Source organism: Brevibacillus sp. AG (assembly GCF_028369215.1).
GTDB classification, from domain to species: Bacteria; Bacillota; Bacilli; order Brevibacillales; family Brevibacillaceae; genus Brevibacillus; species Brevibacillus porteri.
Genome location: NZ_JAQMYO010000027.1, coordinates 1 through 16138, shown reverse-complemented (window position 1 = coordinate 16138; position 16138 = coordinate 1). Strand labels below are relative to the sequence as shown.

The window sequence follows — 16138 nt, the reverse complement described above, 5'->3', positions numbered from 1 at the left end:
GTATTCAGTTTTGAAGGAACAAGCCTTCTATATGGAGCTGTGGTGAAGTTGGAGTTCACGCCGGTCTGTCACACCGGAGGTCGCGGGTTCGAGTCCCGTCAGCTCCGCCATTCTTATTCAAGAGTGGCGAACAAAGTATATGGCTCGGTAGCTCAGTCGGTAGAGCAGAGGACTGAAAATCCTCGTGTCGGCGGTTCGATTCCGTCCCGAGCCACCATGTACGAGCCATTAGCTCAGTTGGTAGAGCATCTGACTTTTAATCAGAGGGTCGAAGGTTCGAGTCCTTCATGGCTCACCAGTTTTTTCAATCGGACAAAATATGAATAGTTGATAAGATGTGCGGACGTAGCTCAATTGGTAGAGCGTCGCCTTGCCAAGGCGAAGGTCGAGGGTTCGAGACCCTTCGTCCGCTCCATTTTTGTTCGTAAACACCACTTGCTATGTGCCAGTGGTGTTTCTTGCTTTATCCGCTGAACACTTTAAAAGACGAGTCAGCTTGTAGGGTGCCGATGCTTCTGGTACGATACTTGGAGTGTAAGCTCCTACGATGTTGGAGGTTTTATGAAACATAACAAAAGTATTTTGAAGAAAACGACCGTCGTTGACTTTAAGCAAGATGCTGCTTTTTTTGTTGACCGGGGAATGCGTTGTTTGAATCGGTACGACTATGATAAAGCATTGCGTTCATTTCGCCGAGCAGTTGAAATGGAGCCAACGAATGCAGAATGCCACTGCCATTTGGCAAGTGCTTTAGCTGAAACCGGACAGTTTGAAGCGTCAAATGAAGTCCTCTATGAAGTGATAGAAAAATGGGACCCATCTATGACAGAAGTGTATTTCTACATGGCGAACAACTATGCCAACTTAGAAGATTACCCTATGGCAGAAGAAATGGCTGTTCGTTATTTACAAGAAGATAGCACTGGACCGTATCGGGAAGAGGCCGAAGAGCTCCTCGATTATATTTACTTTGAGCTGGACATGCCACCACGACACTTCCTCCCAAGTGAAAAAGAGGACGTATACAGTAAGCATGAACGAGCTCGTCGGAGTTTGGAAGAGGGACGTTTCTTGGAGGCACTGGATACCTTAAAAGAAATCGTCGAAGCCGATCCTGACTTTTTGCCAGCGTGGAACAATTTGTCTCTCGCCTACTATTATGCTGGGGAATTCCAGAAGGCGATGGAGACAATCGAACAGACGCTGGATAAGGAAGAAGGAAATCTGCATGCACTGTGCAATTTGGCCGTTTTGCTCTCCCATCACAATCAAACAACAGAGCTGTTGAGCTTGATTGATATGTTGAAAAAGGTCGTTCCGTTCCATCCGGAAAATACCTATAAGCTCGCAACAACAATGGGAGTGCTGGGCCAGCATGATGAAGCGTATTTCCATTACCAACGCATGCTGCGAAATGGACGGCCGCATGAAGCGTGCACGTACCACTATGCTGCGATCTCAGCTTATTTGAGCGGGAAAAAGGATCAGGCACTGCGCTGGTGGCAAAAAGCCAAGCAGTTAGACCCAGAAGCAGGAATCGCAGATCAGTACATTCAAATGGTAAAAAACGAACAAGAAGGGGAGACTATAAAACCGATCCCCTACCAATACAATACGACCCAACGTGATGTTTCTTGGGAAAAGGCTTCATTCACGGGAGTGGAAGATTTTAAAACAGACCCGATGATCCGAGCTTCTCTTCTCTGGGCGTTGCAGCATGGACGCGATGAAGTGAAATTCGCGGTGTTGCAAACCTTGTCTCTGATCGGAGACGATGAGGCTGAGACTGCGGTCCGTCAATTTTATTACCAGACGGATAATCAACAGCTGCAAAAGTTGGCGTTGCTGGCTTTGGCTGATATGGGTGCAGACATGCCGGAAGGAACTCCTGATGGATCGAATGGTTCACCGGCGACGGAAGAGCAAAAGGGCAGTATAGAAGAAGGCATAAGCCGTTATTTGCTCTCACAGGGCAAGCAAGAGGCCGGAGAATGGTGCCTCGATGTATGGCGCAAGCATCATGAATATGCCCAAAGTCTTGTACAAGTGCGAAAAGAAGTAGCGTGGGTCGCAGCGTTAGAATATGTATACGGAACGATAACGAACGAAAAACAGTCACAAGCCCTTCTAGCTCAAAAATACGGCATTTCTGCCGCTACCTTGGCAAAGTGCGTCAAAGTTTTGTCGACACTTGATTTTAAATAGATTATTACATTATAATTAATTTAAATAAGGAAACAGAACTGTGTGAGATGAGGAGGCAACAACCATGAGCGATCAAAAAATTTATGATGTGATTATCGCCGGAGCTGGCCCTGCTGGAATGACGGCTGCTGTATATACATCCCGTGCGAACATGAGCACATTGATGCTGGAGAGAGGAATTCCAGGCGGTCAAATGGCGAACACGGAAGATATCGAGAACTACCCAGGCTTCACTTCCATTCTTGGCCCTGATCTCTCTACAAAAATGTTTGAGCATGCACAGCAATTCGGTGCGGAGTATGCATATGGCGAAATCAAAGAAATCCGCGATGAAGAGCCGTACAAACGCGTTATCACGGGTGACAAGGAATACTTGACCAAATCTGTTATTGTGGCAACTGGTGCAGAGCATCGTTTGCTCGGTGTACAAGGCGAAAAAGAATTGTCCGGCCGTGGCGTTTCTTACTGCGCGGTATGCGACGGTGCATTTTTCCGCAATAAAGAGCTGGTGGTTGTTGGTGGAGGAGACTCCGCAGTGGAAGAGGCTGTGTTCCTTACTCGCTTTGCTTCCAAAGTGACGATCGTACACCGTCGTGATCAGTTCCGTGCACAGAAAATCCTGCAAAAACGCGCTTTCGATAACGAAAAAATCGAAGTGATCTGGGATACAGAACTAAAAGAGATCCGTGGTGAAGGCAAAGTACAAGCGGTTCTCTTGGAAAACACCAAAACAGGTGAACAAAAAGAATACCCAGCAGATGGGGTGTTCATCTACGTAGGTATGGACCCATTGACTGCAAGCGTACGTCCACTGGGTATCACCAACGACGCAGGCTACGTATTGACAGACGAAAAAATGAACACCAAAGTAAAAGGTGTTTTTGCAGCAGGAGATGTACGTGAAAAAATGCTGCGTCAAGTTGTGACAGCTACTGGAGACGGTTCAATCGCTGCTCAATCTGCTCAACACTATGTAGAAGAGCTTAATGAAAAGCTAAAGGAACAAAATGTCACAATCTCTTAACCTGCTTGTAACATGGGTGAAATAATTCAAGAGTAATCTATAGACAATGAATTGACCCCCTTATCTATATAAACAATTGTTGCGTGGCTGGCATTCAGTCACGCATCTTTTTTTCTAAAAAAGCTTATACGCCTGTAGAAGACATCATTGGAAAAACAGGGGAAGCGGTTCAAAAAGGTGCGAATAAGGTGGACAATATGGTATGCTATTGTCAGAATCGTAGGAGGCGAGTTGCGTGACGGAATTGGGAAACGACAAGGCCATGAATCTCCTGATTATTACCGGAATGTCAGGTGCGGGAAAGACAGTTGCTGTACAAAGCTTGGAGGACCTGGGCTTTTTTTGTGTAGACAACCTACCCCCTGTACTGATTCCCAAATTTGCTGAGTTGGTCAAACAGTCTGGTGGGAGTATTGAGCGAGTCGCATTGGTGATTGACTTGCGAGGGCGTGAGTTTTTTGAAAATCTAGCCGTAACCATGGAGAGCCTCAATCAGATGAATGGATTATCGTACCACATCCTTTATCTGGATGCGAACGATCAGACATTGGTTTCTCGCTATAAGGAAACACGTCGCAGACATCCGCTTTCCCCGAACGGTTCGCCTTTGGAAGGAATTCACGCTGAGCGCCGTTTGTTGGAGGAAATGAAGGGCTGGGCGCATCAGATTATCGATACGAGTCAAATGAAGCCAGTTCAGCTTCGAGAAAAAATCATCAACCAATACGGTCAACAAGGATCACCACTTACGATTAATGTTTTGTCGTTTGGTTTCAAATACGGCGCACCAATAGACGCTGACTTGATGTTTGATGTCCGTTTTTTGCCTAACCCGCATTATGTGGAGGATTTGCGTCCGAAAACAGGATGTGATCCAGACGTGGCAGAGTATGTGATGAAGCACAAGGACACAAAAGAATTCTTAGAAAAGCTTACAGACTTTTTGGGGTACACTCTGCCGCATTACCAGCGAGAAGGAAAAAGTCAACTTGTGATAGGAATTGGATGCACCGGTGGCAAGCATCGCTCGGTCGCCATTGCAGAACATTTGGGAGAAACCTTTGGTAAAGATTTTTCTGTCCGTGTCAGTCATCGTGACATGGAAAAGAACAAATGAGCATAAGATGGCAGGAAAGACTGAAGTGTGCATAAAAAGCCACCTGTGGTATGTGTATTAGAAATAATGAGGTGACATATGCCTACTAAGGGAGTCGGGAGGCTACAGTCAAGACCATTACGGGTAGTCGTTATTGGCGGAGGAACGGGTTTGTCCGTCCTTCTACGCGGTTTGAAGCACGAGCCGGTGCATATCACAGCGATTGTGACGGTAGCAGACGATGGGGGAAGCTCTGGACGTTTGCGAGAAGAAATGGATATGCTACCACCTGGCGACATTCGAAACGTCTTGACTGCTCTGGCCGATACAGAGCCGTTGATGGAAAAAGTCATGCAATATCGTTTTTCCACAGGCACGGGATTAGCAGGGCATAATTTGGGAAATCTATTACTTGCAGCGATGAACGAAATCACTGGAGATTTTGTCACCGCAGTCAAAACACTAAGCGGAGTTTTGGCAGTGCGTGGAGATGTATTGCCAGCTTCCACGCAGTCGATTCAGTTGAAAGCGGAAATGACAGATGGATCTCTCGTAATCGGAGAATCCCAAATACCGTTGACTGGCAAAGAAATCAAGCGGGTGTTCCTTGATCCGGAGGACGCTGTTCCTCTGAGCGAAGCCCTGATGGCCATTGCCGACGCGGATGCCATTTTGATTGGGCCTGGCAGCTTGTATACGAGCATCCTGCCCAATTTATTAGTACGCGGGTTATTTGAAGCGATTACACGCGCACAAGCCCCGAAAATCTACATTTGTAATGTCATGACACAACCGGGGGAGACAGACGGTTTTTCTGCATCCAGGCACGTCAATGTCATGTATGACCATGTAGATAGACCATTTCTGGATACGATCATTGTCAATTCAGCCGAGCTGCCTACCCATGTATTGGACAAATATACGGAAAAAGGAGCAGCTCCTGTCCGATGTGACTTAAAGCAATTGCGCCAACTCGGTTTAAATGTGGTGGCGAAGCCGTTAGTCACATTTGAGGACGGATACCTACGTCATGATGCACATGCTGTCAGCAAGCAGGTTGTGTCACTCGTCAAACGTAGACGGAAGGTGCTGAAGATAGAGAAGGAGTAGTGAAGTCGATGTCATTCGCCGCGCATACCAAAAAAGAACTTACCATGACGGAGGGTGCCGATTGCTGCAGCAAGGCAGAGCTCTCAGCCTTGATTCGAATGAATGGAAGTCTGCAGTTTGGAGCCGGACGACTGGTGCTGGATGTGACGACAGAGAACGCGGCGATTGCCCGACGTATTTACACGCTAATCAAGAGGTTGTTTCAGATACACGCTGAACTGCTGGTTCGCAAAAAAATGCGATTGAAAAAGAACAACGTCTACATTGTGCGTATTCCGAATAAGGCAAATGATATCTTGCAAGACTTGGGCATCATGGATCAAAGCCTGTCGTTTATCCCAGGAATCGCTCCTGAGATCGTGAAAAAGTCCTGTTGCCGCGCTGCTTATTTGCGGGGGGCTTTTTTGGCGGGGGGATCTGTGAATCATCCAGAGGCATCCAGCTATCATCTGGAGATTTTCACTTCCTATCAGGATTTTTGCGAAGCATTGACCAAGATCGCCAATCGGTATAAACTAAATGCCAAGTGCATCGAGCGGAAAAAAGGGTATGTTCTCTATATTAAAGAAGGCGAAAAGATTACAGAGTTTTTGAGCTTGATTGGGGCTCATCAGGCGCTTCTGTATTTCGAGGACGTCCGAATCGTAAAGGACATGCGGAACTCAGTAAACCGATTACACAATTGTGAGATCGCCAACATAAACAAAACGGTGAATGCAGCCACCAGACAAATGGAAAGTATTCAGCTCATCGATCAAGAGATGGGGTTGGAGAATTTGCCAAAACGTCTGCGCGAGGTCGCGGAGCTACGATTGGCTCATCCTGATATCAATTTGAAAGAATTGGGCGAGATGGTGCCAAGCGGAGTAGTGAGCAAATCGGGCATTAACCACCGCTTGCGAAAAATTAACGAAATCGCTGACAAAATACGAGAAAAACAAAATATTTCGATGTAGATGCATGTTATACTAAAGGATAATAGTCTACAAGTAAGGAGGTCCGTTCATGGTTCAACAGCAGGTCGTGGTTCAGTTAAAGACCGGTTTGCAAGCTCGTCCAGCAGCCTTTTTCGTACAGGAGGCTAACCGTTTTGCATCGGAAGTATTCGTAGAAAAAGGCAACAAGAAGGTTAATGCGAAAAGCATCATGGGTATCATGAGCCTCGCAATCAGCTCTGGAACAGAAATTACCATTTTGGCAGAAGGGCCGGATGCCTCCCAGGCAGTTACTAGCCTTACGAATCTGGTAAGCAAGGAAGAATAGAGTCACGAGAGACACTTTTCCCTTAAGGGAGGTGTCTTTTTTTGTTGGTCATCTTGATGAATATGTATCAATTCACTTCGGGCAGGGCATTTCTAACCATGTATATTGCATGAAGGAGGAATCAGACATGAGTAACCGTGATTCGTGCCACGAAGGCCGCGATTGCTTTGACATGGACATTGACCGGATGATTAACGAAGGACTAGGGGGAGGGATCGTTTCCGATCAGAACGGCTTGATTGAAGAAACCAGTGTTGACACAATGACAGGGGCGTCGTCAGCCAAGCAAGCCCTTGAAGATGAGCAATAGGGAGCCGCTTATGAATGTAACGAGAGCACAAGCCATTATGAGCTCCGACGACCATATCAAGGTAGAGTACGAAGGACAAGCCGTTTGGATCGATGCTGTAGACGAAAAAACGTCAACAGCACGTGTGCATGAGGAAAAAAATCCAGGACATAGCCGGACGGTGTATGTCAGTCAGTTAATGGAAGTATCACAATGATCCAGCGAAAAAGCCGGGCAAATCAAGGGAAGCCTCTTGGGGTTTGCTCGGCATACAAAAAAACACTCGGCCAGTAGTCCAGGCACGAGTGCTTTTTTTACTACGTATCTCTTATTTTTTGGAAGACGGTTCGGAAGTGATTACTTTGTCAATCAATCCGTACTCTACTGCTTCTGCGGCAGAGAGGAAGTTGTCACGATCGGTATCCTTTTGGATGCGCTCCAAAGGCTGTCCAGTGCGTTCAGCCAGGATAGTGTTCAGATGATCACGCATCTTCAAAATACGTTTTGCGGCGATCTCAATGTCGCTCGCTTGTCCTTGGGCACCACCCAATGGTTGGTGAATCATGACTTCACTGTTTGGCAGAGCAAAGCGTTTGCCTTTTGCCCCAGCAGCCAGCAGGAATGCTCCCATCGAAGCAGCCATTCCGATACAAATGGTGGATACATCTGGCTTGATGAAGTGCATAGTATCGTAAATTGCCATACCAGCAGTAATAGAACCGCCTGGGCTGTTTATGTACAAGTGAATGTCTTTCTCCGGATCTTCCGCCTGAAGGAACAACAACTGTGCCACAACGATATTGGCTACGGTGTCGTTGATTGGGGTTCCCAGAAAGATGATGCGGTCTTTGAGCAGGCGGGAATAAATGTCGTAAGCACGTTCCCCGCGGTTCGTCTGTTCAATGACGGTTGGAATTAAATTCATATGCATCTAGTCTTCCTCCTCTCTTTGTAACAATATCATACACAAAAGGTCAATGAAGGTCAAACACATAAGTGCGCGCCCTCACTACCATGTTTGCCAAATTCCCTTTGTCTAAACCTACTCCAAAAAGAAAACATTCATTCCTTAGAATTCTCATCGGCCTCGGTCAAATCGACGGCGAGTTTCAGCGTGGCCTTCATCTTTTTTCCCTTGATGATCGTATACTCATCGACTTGTTTGGCTTGCAGCTGATTGATGGCTTCTGCCAGCTCCTGTTGATCTTTGTATGGTTCAATGGTCAATAAGCATTCTTCGTCACTGGCCTCTTGATAAATGAGAAAAAAACGTTCCCCTGCCATGGCAAGCCTCACTTTCGAAAGTTATCCACAATGTTATGCACAGGTTGTGCACAAAAACATTTGTTCGTGGGATATTTATTTTTTCAACGTACTTTCCAGAGCACATGAAAACGTTCCACTAAAACGCGTTTGCTCATGAACAGGCGTCGCAAAAGGTTTTCTTATAGTCTGGTCATGTTTGTTGGGAGAGTTGCATAGGAGATATATGGAAAGAGTAGAGGGGTGTGTATGATTCACAAGTTCTCGACCTAGATCACGATGCAAAACGCGCACTTACAAGCTGATTATTCCAATTTATTGCTGAAATCAATGAGATGCTTTTCATCAAGATAGCCATTTCTATGCGGAGAAGTGGCTATTTCCTTGATGCAATACGTCATACACCTCTATTAGCAGACAGCGATAGAGGTCTTTTGATTGATTCTTCTTTTAATCATTTCTATTGCAAATTTTCTAAAATATCCTACAATAAGATTGTGATTCATAGTTTGCTCATAAATAAAGAGGGGGATGTTTTTGCTATGAAAAAACAGAAATCTTTGTCGATACTGGCTGCAACATTTGCTCTGAGCACATTGCTCGCGGGCTGCGGTGGAGGTACGGGGACTGGTGGACAAAGCGCGACACCACAGCCGAGCAACAATAGCGGAGGAAGCACAGGCGGTGCAAGCGGATCTACTGAGAAGCTTGTGATTGCTGTAGTTGGTCCGATGTCTGGTCAGTACTCCGACTACGGAAGCACAGCAAAAGCTGGTGCTGAATATGCGTTGAAAGAAAAAAAGGAGGCATTCAAAGCACTTGGCTTTGATGTTGAATTGTCCGCGCAAGACGACCAAGCTGACCCGAAACAAGGGGTAGCAGTCGCACAAATGTTGATTTCAAATCCTGACGTAGTCGGAGTAGTTGGCCATGCTACAACAGGTGCTTCGATTACAGCAGCAGCGCAATATGAACAAGAAAAGCTCGTAATGGTATCTCCTTCCGCAACGGGATCCGATTTGACTGAGCAAGGCAAGAAGATCGTACACCGTATTTGTGCGCGTGATGATCAACAAGGCTCTAAGGCTGCTATTTTTGCCAAAAATCAATTGAATGTAAAAACGGCTTTCGTTATGCATGACAAGGCTGCTTATGGACAGGGACTTGCGGAAGAAGTGAAAAAGCAGTTTGAAAAAGACGGTGTACAAGTTCTCGGCTATGAAGGGGTAACGGCAGGCGAGAAGGATTATAGTGCGATCATCACCCAAATCCTTGCAAAAAATCCAGAGATGATCTACTTCGGTGGATACTACTCTGATGCAGGGATCATCGTGAAGCAAGCACGTGAAAAAGGCTTCAAGGGTGTCTTCATGGGTGGCGATGGCTACGACTCCGCTGACATGGTGAAAATTGCTGGTGCGGAAAATGCTAATAACGTAGTCTTTACTTCTACTGTTGGTGATATTGGTGCTACCGAAGACGGCAAGAAATGGATCACAGATTTCGAGAGCGCGACTGGCAACAAAGTAGGGATCTTCACTTCGTTTGGTTATGACTCCATGGGGGTTATGCTGAACGGTCTGGAAGAAGCGATCAAAGCAAACGGCGGCAAAAAGCCAACTCGTGAACAAGTGCTGGAAGCTGTTCACAAAACCAAAGATTACAAAGGCAAATTCGTCAACGTAACATTCAATGAAAAAGGCGACAACGACTTTGCTTCCGTATATGTGTACAAGTATGAGGATGGAAAGAAAGTATTTATGGGTGAAGCGAAGTAATTCTTCATTATGAATCAGCCGTTTGGGACATACTACGTTTGGCATGAATACCAGAATGAAAAGGAAGGGATTCTGATGTCAAACAATCGTAATACGAAGAATGGCGGCAACCAAGGACACAGCAGCAAGACGCAAGGCACCCAAAAGCAAAAGTCTGAAAGAGATCGTAACCTGAATAAGCAGGATCCACAATAACAAACAAAAACCCACCTGGCCCAGCAGTGAGCTCGCAGGTGGGTTTTTGTTTTGTTATACTCGTTGCTTGCTGGGCAGCCGCTGTTCCGGATGACCATAGCCCTGATGCTGTCTGCTACGCAGGTTTTTCGCTTGGGATTCGCGAATTTTGGCCACAAACTCACTTGTGCTCATTTTGGTGAAATCCATAGGGCACCTCCGCTGATAATGGGATGTACACCTTTCTAGGATGACCCAATTTGGTCCTGTACAATCGGCAGTGTAATCTCTACCACTGTACCTTCGTGCTCCCTGCTTTTAATTTCCAGGCTACCGTTGTGGTCTTTCATGATTTTGCTGCTGATCATGAGGCCGAGGCCAGTCCCGTTTTCTTTTGTCGTGAAAAAAGGGGCGCCCAGCTTGTGAATCATTTCTTCAGAGATTCCACAGCCACTATCCGTGAGCGTAATGAGCACCTGATGATTGTCTTTTAAGGAGGTGGCAATATGAACCTCTCCATGTCCGTCGATCGCTTCGATGGCATTTTTAATGATATTGATAAAGACTTGCTTGAGCTGGTTTTCTTCTCCCGCAATGATCGGATGGTAAGCAAATGCGGTACGGAAATCGATGTTTTTCAAGTTTGCTTCCGACCTCAATAGTGCCAAGACGCTTTCCAGCAAAGGGATGAGCGGAAGAGGCTTAATTTGAATGCTATGAGGCTTTGCCAAGACTAGTAATTCACTCACAATAAAATTGATCCGGTCCAGTTCAGAGAGCATGATATCAGCGTACTGCTGGTTATCATTCATGCTCGGATAAAGAAATTGGATAAAGCCCTTCAAGGATGTTAGGGGATTGCGAATCTCATGGGCGATTCCAGCAGCCAGCTCCCCAATCACGGACAGCTTTTCAGCCTTCCGTAATAATTCCTCGTTATTTCGGCGTTCTGTAATATCCCGCGATACGATGATAAAGCCATCACAATCTCCCGTTTTCGTCAGGATGGGGGCACCCTTTGATTCGAGAACGATCCATTTGTTATTTTTCGTTTGGAAACGGAACTCGCATATCTTTGGTTCTTGGGTCACCAGCAAATGATGAAAGTGGTCAATGACTGTTTGCCGATCTTCTGGATGAATGTCAGCAAAGGTGAGCTGACGGCAATTTTCACTCGTTTCGATTACGCGTGAATGAGAAGGGGAGAGATAGAGGATATCCCCGTTTTTGTCCGTAATCAGAATAAGATCATCTGTGTATTCCGAGATGATTTTGTTCGTTTTCTCGCTTTTAAACAAGGCGGCCTCAGAGTATTTGCGTTCTGTGACATTTCGCGAGACTAACATGATGTTTTGTACGTCTCCTACCGCGCTTAAAATGGGGATACCGCGTGTTTCGAAGGAAACCTCGTTTCCGTTCCTATCCATAGAGCGCGTCTCGAAATGAACGGGTTGTTTCGTTGCCATGATCTCTTGAAATTTGTCCCTGAACATAGGGATATCCTCTGGATGTGTGAGTTGCAGATTGTTAGGGGAAGTAACCTCGGCTGGAACAAATCCCAATTGCTCGATTGATGGGGATGCATAGATGCGTCGCATGGATAAATCATAAATCGTCACGATATCCTGGGTATGATCGATGAGGAGACGATATTTGGCTTCGGTTTGACGCAAGGCCTCTTCAATTTTTTTGCGGTCGGAAATGTCACGGGTAATACAGGAAGCACCAATAATTTTTCCCGTTTCATCTTTGATTGGAGCAGCCGACAGAATGACATCCATCTTCGTGCCATCTTTTCGCTGCCTGATGGTTTCGTAATTGGTTAGTAAGACACCCATGCTCCTGACCGCATCAAATAACTGTTTGGTCTCGCTCCTATACTCGTCTGGAATGAAGCAGAGCGGTGAAGCGTAAATCTCCTCCATGGACCAACCGTAGTATTGCTCAAAAGCATGATTCACCAAGACGATATTGTTATCGAGATCACTAATCGAGATGGCATCCGTCGTAAAGTGAAAAAATGCTTTTAATATTTGATCTGGAAATAACACTTGCGTGATTTCCTTTTTTGAGCGTTTCTTTTTCCATAAGAAAGGGGTATTAAGCTTGTTCATCAGAGTTCCCCCGCATAGTCTATCAAGTATTTGAGTGAGATAACGTTGTCGTAACTATTCGAGATATAAGACCCATTTTCCTATCAAAATTTGGAATAGTTTGTTATTCCATAATGAATTGGTTATGCATGAAGGTTCTGACTCGCATGGAAATCAGCTATAATGAGAGTTAGAAAAAAGTCGGGGGTGTATGCATGACAACTGGTTTTATCGTTGCGTTGGTGCTCATTTTTATCGTCATCATCGGTGCGACGATTTTGGTTACAAACAAAGCTTATTCGCGTAAACCTGAACAAATAGATCCGATTCTGCCCAGTAAGGATACTGCTGGAAATAAGGAACTCGATCAATAATGCCAGTAGGCAAAAGAAAAGGAGTGGTTATCTCAACCACTCCTGCTTTATTGACGGTATCGGAAAGTATATAGCCTACAGTTTGGAGAAGCGTTCTACGATGTCATCAACAAGCAGTTCAGCAGAAAGGATACCGCCACCTACGTTCCAGATCACTTCGTCAACTTGGAATGCCTTATTGTTTTTCGCGACATTCAGTTTTTGATAGAGCGGATCTTTCATCCATTCCTCGGTGTATTTATTGGCAGATCCATCACCGGAATAATCACCGATCCAGTAAAACATGACATCGCCATCCATTTCAGCCATGAGCTCTTTTGGAATGTCTTTTTTGAACTCATCGATGTCTTGGGAGGCTGGTCGAGCAAGGCCGAGCTGGCTCAGAACAACGCCAGAGAAAGTGTCTTTCAAGTAAAGACGAGTTTTTCCAGCTACGAAACGAACGACAGAGACTTTCATCTTCGTCTTGTCACCCAGTTTTCCTTTTGCCTCTTCAATCTTCTTATCGAAATCAGCCATCAGCTTGTCGCCTTCAGCTTTTTTATTCAACGCTTCGGAGTAAAGTGCAAAGTTGATTTTCCATCTGCCTACGAGATCCTCGGAGAAGACGGTTGGGGCAATCGCGGAAAGCTGAGCGTATACTTTTTCTTGTCCTTGGCGTCCTTTTGTTCCCAGAATCAGGTCTGGCTTCAGGCTGGCGATCAGTTCAACATTCGGTTGGTTCTCGTCACCCAATTCAACTGCATCCTTCATTTTCTCTTTAATATGTGGATGCCATGGGTCACCAGGTTTACCGAGGCCACTCATGACAGCCCCAACTGGCGTAATCCCTAATGCGAGAACAGCCTCTGTGCTTTCACTGGTAAGAGCGACGACACGCTGAGGAGTCCCTTTTATTTTTGTTGACCCCATAAAGTGCTTTACTTCTCTCTCTTCAGACGCTGCCGGCGCAGGTGCTGGTGTAGATGTTGACGCAGCTGGAGTAGAAGAAGATGAGCTGGATGTAGACGTTGCCTGTCCCCCGCAACCTGTTACGAGCATCACAGCGGAGAGCATAGCCCCGAGCATCAAACGCAGGGAAGTTTTGCGCATGATGGAAAATCCCCCTTTTAACTGATAATGATTATCATTTTTCTTCACTACTGTATATGCTTATATGACAATGTGTCAATATATTTTTTGGAATGAAAGGAAAAGTATAGATATTTTTGTGCTGAATTTTCCAATAGCGATAATAAAAATCAATATCATTGACTAGCCCTATCCGCAAGCTTAGACTGATTAGTGGGAGAAACTTACATACATATGTAGCGAATAGACAGAATAGGTAGAATGCAACGGAAAGAAGGGAACAGGCGTGAATGTGATTTTGTCCAGCCGACTGCAAAAGACTACTGTACTCATAGTAGGACTCGTCGTCCTGGCAGTCGTGATGGTAGCTAGTATCCTTTTCGGAATCAATCGGTATTCGCTCACTACTGCAGTAGAGGCATACACCCAATTTTCCGGTTCAGAGGAACATTTGATTATTACGACTTCCCGAATGCCGCGTACACTTACAGCGGTAGCGGTGGGGAGCAGCCTCGCTGTAGCAGGTGTTTTGTTGCAGGCGTTGACTCGAAATCCTTTGGCTTCACCATCTCTTATCGGTGTGAACGCTGGAGCTGCAGCAGCTATTGTGACGACAATTGTTGTTTTTGGCTCGCAATTCCCAGTGTCGCAAATGATGTGGGCAGGCTTTATCGGAGCGGGTGTGACTGCTCTGCTTGTATACGGATTGGCTTCCGCTGGGCGGGGAGGCATGACTCCGATTAAGCTGACACTTTCGGGTGCAGCGGTTGCCGCTTTTGCTTCGTCTGTGACCTCTCTGTTTATGCTGCTGCAAGAAAAGACGATGACAGAGGCTTTTTATTGGTTAGTTGGTTCTGTGGAGGGAAGACAGCTCGATCATTTTTTTATGATCATTCCTTATTTGCTAGTAGGTTGGTTAGGCGCTATGCTACTGACCGGTTCGTTAAACTTGATGGTACTCGGTGATGATGTGGCGACTGGTCTGGGCCAAAAGATTATCTTGGTAAAAGCTACAGCGATATTGATCGTGGTGCTCTTGGCAGGTGGGAGTGTCGCGCTCGCCGGACCGATTGCATTTGTGGGCATCATCATCCCGCATCTTTGTCGTTTTTTAGTCGGTCTTGATCATCGATGGTTGATTCCCTATTCGATTGTCTTCGGTGGAGCTTTTCTGGTTTGCGCTGATTTGCTTTCTCGCCTTGTATTGATGCCGCTGCGTTTGGAAGTACCAGTAGGCGTAGCAACCGCCATGATCGGAGTGGCCTTTATCATCCCGCTGGTCAGGAGGAGGGCGTATGCATAGACATGTAGTCATTCGGACCAAAAAGCCAGCGCTCTCGTTTCATGTAAATAAGCGGGCGTTAGGAATTAATTTCATACTATTTTTGCTGTTATCTGTTGTGATTGTATTGAGTATTGGCTTAGGAAGCTTGCATATTCCTGTGTGGGAAGTCATCAAAGCTTTTGTGGGAGCGGGCAGTGAACAGAATGAATTGATCGTGCTCGATTGGCGGTTGCCTCGCGTTGTCGTTTCAGTCATGGTAGGGGCTTCCCTGGCGGTATCGGGGGCCATCTTACAGTCCTTGGTGCGAAATCCGTTAGCTTCGCCTGATTTGATCGGAACTACAGCGGGAGCGACGGCAGCAGCGGTAGCATTTATCACATTCGCAAAAGATGTAAGTGTGCAATGGATGCCATTGGTGGCCTTGATCGGTGGATTGCTAACCGCTACGCTTACGTATCTCACTGCGTGGAAGGAGGGGGTCTCACCTTTTCGCCTCGCGCTTGTCGGTGTATGTATATCCGCGGGGATGGGAGCATTAACGATCTTTTTCATGGTGATCACCCAAACCCACAAAGCATCAAACGCTCTTGGGTGGATGACTGGAACGGTGTACGGTATGTCTTGGGTAAATGTCATGACGTTGCTTCCATGGACCGTTTTGTTTCTCGTGGCTACGATTTTCCAAATCCGCTATTTGAATGCCCAGGAGCTCGGTGATGATATCGCCAGAGGCATTGGCGTAGCAATTGATAAGAAGAGATTGCTCTTGATTGCGATCAGTGTGGCACTGGCAGGTGCTGCGGTAGGTGTGGCAGGAGGAATCAGTTTTATCGGTTTGATGGCACCACACATTGCGCGTAGGCTAGTTGGCTCAGCGTATGGCTACTTGCTGCCGGCTTCCGCTGTTTTGGGTGGGATGCTTGTCGTCTTGGCTGATTTGATTGGGAGAACGGTGTTTTTACCGCATGATTTACCAGCTGGGATTTTTACCGCAGCGATTGGAGCGCCGTTTTTTGTTTATCTTTTGTATAAAACGAGGAATCATCAATAGGTCCCCTGATGTCAAGGCGATTTTTAACGAGTAAATGTCACGCAAGAGAAACAGTTCATAAT

Annotated in this window: 17 protein-coding genes and 4 tRNA genes; 16 read left to right on the top strand and 5 right to left on the bottom strand. The window is 46.1% G+C overall.

Annotated elements, in window-relative coordinates; translation table 11 throughout:
* Positions 1-33 precede the first annotated feature (33 nt).
* From POF51_RS31800 to POF51_RS31745, 12 genes are all read left to right on the top strand, one after another.
* A tRNA-Asp gene (locus POF51_RS31800) sits at positions 34-110 on the top strand.
* Positions 111-141: 31 nt separating this feature from the next.
* Positions 142-217 (top strand) — tRNA-Phe (locus tag POF51_RS31795).
* A 5-nt stretch (positions 218-222) separates the two neighbouring features.
* Positions 223-298, top strand: a tRNA-Lys gene (locus tag POF51_RS31790).
* A 41-nt stretch (positions 299-339) separates the two neighbouring features.
* Positions 340-415 (top strand) — tRNA-Gly (locus tag POF51_RS31785).
* A gap of 146 nt (positions 416-561) precedes the next feature.
* Positions 562-2205 carry a tetratricopeptide repeat protein gene (locus POF51_RS31780; protein WP_069851507.1) on the top strand — a complete coding sequence of 548 codons (1644 nt, stop codon included), beginning with the start codon at positions 562-564 and terminating at the stop codon, positions 2203-2205.
* 64 nt (positions 2206-2269) lie between these two features.
* Positions 2270-3229, top strand: coding sequence for a thioredoxin-disulfide reductase (gene trxB, locus POF51_RS31775; RefSeq protein WP_069851509.1), 960 nt, complete (start codon positions 2270-2272; stop codon positions 3227-3229).
* Positions 3230-3464: 235 nt separating this feature from the next.
* Entirely contained in the window at positions 3465-4346 is an 882-nt protein-coding gene (gene rapZ, locus POF51_RS31770; protein WP_007720425.1) for an RNase adapter RapZ, read from the top strand.
* A 78-nt stretch (positions 4347-4424) separates the two neighbouring features.
* Positions 4425-5435 carry a gluconeogenesis factor YvcK family protein gene (locus tag POF51_RS31765; RefSeq protein ID WP_017251619.1) on the top strand — a complete coding sequence of 337 codons (1011 nt, stop codon included), beginning with the start codon at positions 4425-4427 and terminating at the stop codon, positions 5433-5435.
* Between the two features lie 8 nt (positions 5436-5443).
* Positions 5444-6391 (top strand): DNA-binding protein WhiA, encoded by a 948-nt coding sequence (gene whiA, locus POF51_RS31760; RefSeq protein WP_069851511.1) that lies wholly within the window; start codon positions 5444-5446, stop codon positions 6389-6391.
* Between the two features lie 49 nt (positions 6392-6440).
* Entirely contained in the window at positions 6441-6698 is a 258-nt protein-coding gene (locus tag POF51_RS31755) for an HPr family phosphocarrier protein (protein ID WP_048034964.1), read from the top strand.
* Between the two features lie 127 nt (positions 6699-6825).
* A complete protein-coding gene (locus POF51_RS31750; protein ID WP_017251622.1) occupies positions 6826-7008 on the top strand; it encodes a hypothetical protein in 183 nt (60 codons plus the stop codon).
* A gap of 10 nt (positions 7009-7018) precedes the next feature.
* A complete protein-coding gene (locus tag POF51_RS31745; RefSeq protein ID WP_017251623.1) occupies positions 7019-7204 on the top strand; it encodes an H-type small acid-soluble spore protein in 186 nt (61 codons plus the stop codon).
* A gap of 111 nt (positions 7205-7315) precedes the next feature.
* On the opposite strand, the gene clpP is transcribed toward POF51_RS31745, so the two are convergent.
* Together clpP and POF51_RS31735 are read right to left on the bottom strand one after the other, a co-directional pair.
* Positions 7316-7918, bottom strand: coding sequence for an ATP-dependent Clp endopeptidase proteolytic subunit ClpP (clpP, locus tag POF51_RS31740; RefSeq protein ID WP_007720441.1), 603 nt, complete (start codon positions 7916-7918; stop codon positions 7316-7318).
* 131 nt (positions 7919-8049) lie between these two features.
* Positions 8050-8271 (bottom strand): hypothetical protein, encoded by a 222-nt coding sequence (locus POF51_RS31735; protein WP_026043328.1) that lies wholly within the window; start codon positions 8269-8271, stop codon positions 8050-8052.
* 521 nt (positions 8272-8792) lie between these two features.
* Here POF51_RS31735 and POF51_RS31730 point away from each other — a divergent pair.
* Positions 8793-10028, top strand: a complete 1236-nt coding sequence (locus POF51_RS31730; protein ID WP_069851513.1) for a branched-chain amino acid ABC transporter substrate-binding protein — start codon at positions 8793-8795, stop codon at positions 10026-10028.
* A gap of 249 nt (positions 10029-10277) precedes the next feature.
* Here the strand turns inward: POF51_RS31730 and POF51_RS31725 are convergent, their stop codons facing one another.
* On the bottom strand, positions 10278-10412 hold the full coding sequence (locus tag POF51_RS31725) for a DUF4023 domain-containing protein (protein WP_017251626.1): 135 nt from the start codon (positions 10410-10412) through the stop codon (positions 10278-10280).
* 35 nt (positions 10413-10447) lie between these two features.
* Complete coding sequence (locus POF51_RS31720) at positions 10448-12316, bottom strand: PAS domain-containing sensor histidine kinase (protein ID WP_069851515.1); 1869 nt, start codon at positions 12314-12316, stop codon at positions 10448-10450.
* Between the two features lie 194 nt (positions 12317-12510).
* Here POF51_RS31720 and POF51_RS31715 point away from each other — a divergent pair, with 194 nt between their 5' ends.
* The gene (locus POF51_RS31715; protein WP_007720456.1) at positions 12511-12669 is read left to right on the top strand and encodes a hypothetical protein; all 159 of its coding nucleotides are present in this window, start codon (positions 12511-12513) and stop codon (positions 12667-12669) included.
* Positions 12670-12744: 75 nt separating this feature from the next.
* On the opposite strand, the gene POF51_RS31710 is transcribed toward POF51_RS31715, so the two are convergent.
* Positions 12745-13761 (bottom strand): ABC transporter substrate-binding protein, encoded by a 1017-nt coding sequence (locus tag POF51_RS31710; RefSeq protein ID WP_069851519.1) that lies wholly within the window; start codon positions 13759-13761, stop codon positions 12745-12747.
* 265 nt (positions 13762-14026) lie between these two features.
* On the opposite strand from POF51_RS31710, the gene POF51_RS31705 reads away from it, so the two are divergent.
* Both POF51_RS31705 and POF51_RS31700 read left to right on the top strand, forming a co-directional pair.
* Positions 14027-15043, top strand: a complete 1017-nt coding sequence (locus tag POF51_RS31705) for a FecCD family ABC transporter permease (protein ID WP_069851521.1) — start codon at positions 14027-14029, stop codon at positions 15041-15043.
* Positions 15036-16076 (top strand): FecCD family ABC transporter permease, encoded by a 1041-nt coding sequence (locus tag POF51_RS31700; RefSeq protein ID WP_069851523.1) that lies wholly within the window; start codon positions 15036-15038, stop codon positions 16074-16076. Before POF51_RS31705 ends, POF51_RS31700 begins: the two co-directional genes overlap by 8 nt.
* Positions 16077-16138 lie beyond the last annotated feature (62 nt).